The sequence below is a fragment of the Pricia antarctica genome (assembly GCF_900101815.1).
Lineage (GTDB): Bacteria > Bacteroidota > Bacteroidia > Flavobacteriales > Flavobacteriaceae > Pricia > Pricia antarctica.
Map to the genome: position 1 here is coordinate 1 of NZ_FNAO01000029.1, position 2,731 is coordinate 2,731.

General features: G+C 44.5%; 2 protein-coding genes and 2 pseudogenes. 2 read left to right on the forward strand and 2 right to left on the reverse strand.

Translation table 11 applies throughout. The features are described 5' to 3' along the window. Nucleotides 1-184: pseudogene (locus BLT07_RS21160) on the forward strand (hypothetical protein); the annotation flags it as partial. Between the two features lie 2 nt (nucleotides 185-186). Here BLT07_RS21160 and istB read toward each other — a convergent pair. Both istB and istA read right to left on the reverse strand, forming a co-directional pair. Beyond that, nucleotides 187-918 (reverse strand): IS21-like element helper ATPase IstB, encoded by a 732-nt coding sequence (istB, locus tag BLT07_RS20440; protein WP_091874448.1) that lies wholly within the window; start codon nucleotides 916-918, stop codon nucleotides 187-189. Between the two features lie 20 nt (nucleotides 919-938). Further along, nucleotides 939-2,462, reverse strand: a complete 1,524-nt coding sequence (gene istA, locus BLT07_RS20445; RefSeq protein WP_245726631.1) for an IS21 family transposase — start codon at nucleotides 2,460-2,462, stop codon at nucleotides 939-941. 196 nt (nucleotides 2,463-2,658) lie between these two features. On the opposite strand from istA, the pseudogene BLT07_RS21785 reads away from it, so the two are divergent. Further along, a pseudogene (locus BLT07_RS21785) lies at nucleotides 2,659-2,731 on the forward strand (addiction module antidote protein); the annotation flags it as partial.

Consider the following 2,731-nt stretch of genomic DNA (forward strand, 5'->3'; position numbering starts at 1 on the left):
AGGCTATCCTGAAAAAATTAAACAAATAGAAAACATGGGAACCTCAAAATTTGACATAGCGGATTATTTGGACAGCAAGGAAATGATAGCGGAGTTGGATAGGGCGGACAAAGTGAACCACCTCGGGCGGATGAAAGTGAGCATAGCAAACCAGTTGCTCAAAACCAATTCTATAGAGGTCTAAAATTAGTGTTTATTTCTCAGTTTTTTGCGCATTGATTCTCCTTTGATATTTATTCGATGTGCCGTATGGACCAGTCTATCCAAAATGGCATCTGCAATGGTTTGTTCCCCTATTATTTCATGCCAGGCCTCTACGGGCAATTGAGATGCGATAATGGTGCTTCTTTTACCGTGTCTATCTTCAATGATTTCCATGAAAGAGTGCCTGTTCAGGTTGTCCAGTGCTTTTAGTCCAAAGTCGTCGATTATCAGTAGGTCTTGTTTTTCCAGTCGGTCTATCTGTTTGAGATAGGAACCGTCCGCCTTCGATATTTTTAGCATTGTAAATAATTTGTTGGCATTGAAGTACATCGCCTTGAAGCCCTGGGAGCAAGCTTGATGTCCTATTGCCGAGGCTATATAGCTTTTGCCCGATCCGGTGCTTCCCGTGATCAGGATGTTTTCTTGGTTCTTGATAAAGTCGCAGGTCGTAAATCGCCGTATTTGATTCCTATCCAGGTTTCTAGTGCCGTCATAGTCTATATTTTCCATCACGGCACTATACCTGAACCTGGCAGCTTTGGTCAAGCGCTCTATTTTTCTGTTCTGCCTATCGTCCCATTCCGATTGCATCAGATAGGCTATCAGCTCGTCATTGGTGTAACCGATGCTATTTGGTGCCAAGCTGGTGTTAAAGGCCCTGAGCATACCGTAGAACCTTAATTGTTTCATTTGTTCCAATGTTTGTGTATTCATATTCGTGGTTTTAATGATTTCTATTTGTAGTAATTGCCTCCCCTTATATTGTTATGGCCGGGAATCTCTATATCCTCTTCCGGGTCTTCATCAAGTTTGTCCCAGCCCTTTTTGAGTATCCTATCGATCATGTTATAGTTGTAGGCCTGGTAGCCCGAAGCTCTTTTACAGGCATTGTCCAATCTTTCGTTGCCTGCCTTTTTGGCCAGGTGCAATATCCCAAGGCACGACTTGTACGATTGCTCCGGATGCTGTTTTTTATCCAAGATCTCTATGATGTATTCTTTACAGTGGGCCCCGATATTGCTTGCCCAGTCTATGAATTTCTCAGAGTTCCATTCGCTTATGAACCGGTGGTGCGAGGGCATATGTTCCTTTACCGTGGTGTAGGCATATTTCCTTTTCTCACGACCATGTGCCGCAAGTCTTTCCTCCTTATAAAAAATCTCTACCAGACTATTGGAGAATATAATTTTCACGTGCTTGCCTATGTGTTGGTAGGGCACACTGTAGTAGTGTTTGTCCTTGCTCAGGTAGATATGGCTGTTCTTGTGGACCGTTGCCTTGGCGTACAATTTTATCTCGTACCGCTTTACCGGCAAAGGTTTTAATTCTAAACTTTCGATTTCCTTAAAAAGAGAATAACGGGAGTATTCCCTGCCCCTGAAGGGCATTTTATTATGGACGTCCAAAAGTTCTAGAATGGCCTTGTTGAGATCGGCCCCGCTATGGAAGGTCTGGTTTCTAAGAGGTGCGAACACCCTTGTGTAAATGATACGGACGGCATTCTCGACAATAGCTTTATCCCTTGGCCTGTAGGCTCTTGTAGGCAGTACTGCTGTTTCGTAATGCTCGGCGAAGTCGGCAAAGGTCTCGTTTACCTTTGGCTCGTAACGGCTACTTTTGGTTACCGCCGCCCTTAGGTTGTCGGGTACCAGGGCCTGTGGTACACCGCCATAATACCAAAGTGCATTTTCTACACACTGGATAAAATCTTCTTTCTTTTGACTTGCGCGGGCCTCCACATAGGTATATTGGCTACTGCCCAAAACACACACGAAGACCTCCAGGTCCTGTATTTCTCCCGTATGTTTATCTACTATATGAAGTTTCTTGCCCGTGTAATCGATGAACAGTTTGTCCCCGGCCTTATGCGTAAAATGCATTACCGGGGAGACCTCCTTGGTCCACTCCCTGTACCAATACCTGAACTGTGATAGCTGGAACCCGTCAGGGTGCTTGGCATGGTACTCCTGCCAAAGCAACTGTTTGGTCACACCTGTTTTTCGTAGCTCTTTGTCGAAATAGGGAAAGTACCTTTCTAAGGTCTGTAGCTGTTCACTTTTCGTGCGTTGTTCCGATTGGAACAGCTTGTGCAGCTCTTCAAGGGTCAGTGCATCGACTTCATAGGCTGTCAACTTATAACGCTTAAAGAACGCTATATACTTCGTTACCGTATTCCTGGAAAGACCAAGCTGCTTGCTTATTTGGCGCTTGCTGACGCCAGCGCTATATAGCTTGAATATTCGTTTTACTTTTCGCATTTCTATTTGTTTGTTGGCCATGATCTTTTTAACAAAAAAAGACCATTGACATAACCTTCAAATAGAATCGATTTTTAGTGGCTCACTTTCGTCCGCTGCGCTATGCTCACTTTGACCCGCTGCGGGTGGTTCACTTTGACCCGCCGCAGGTGGTATACTATATCCGTTTTTTGCAGCGGAGTACCTAAATACAGTTTTGGAAGAAGGCGACAATGCGGATGTAATCAACGCGATCGGACATATTGCAAAGGCGATTGGAATGACCAAGA

What these genes read in the sequence shown, in the direction of transcription:
- istB (WP_091874448.1), bottom strand. Translation starts at nt 918, where the DNA reads ATGAATACACAAACATTGGAACAAATGAAACAATTAAGGTTCTACGGT.
- istA (WP_245726631.1), bottom strand. Translation starts at nt 2,462, where the DNA reads ATGCGAAAAGTAAAACGAATATTCAAGCTATATAGCGCTGGCGTCAGC.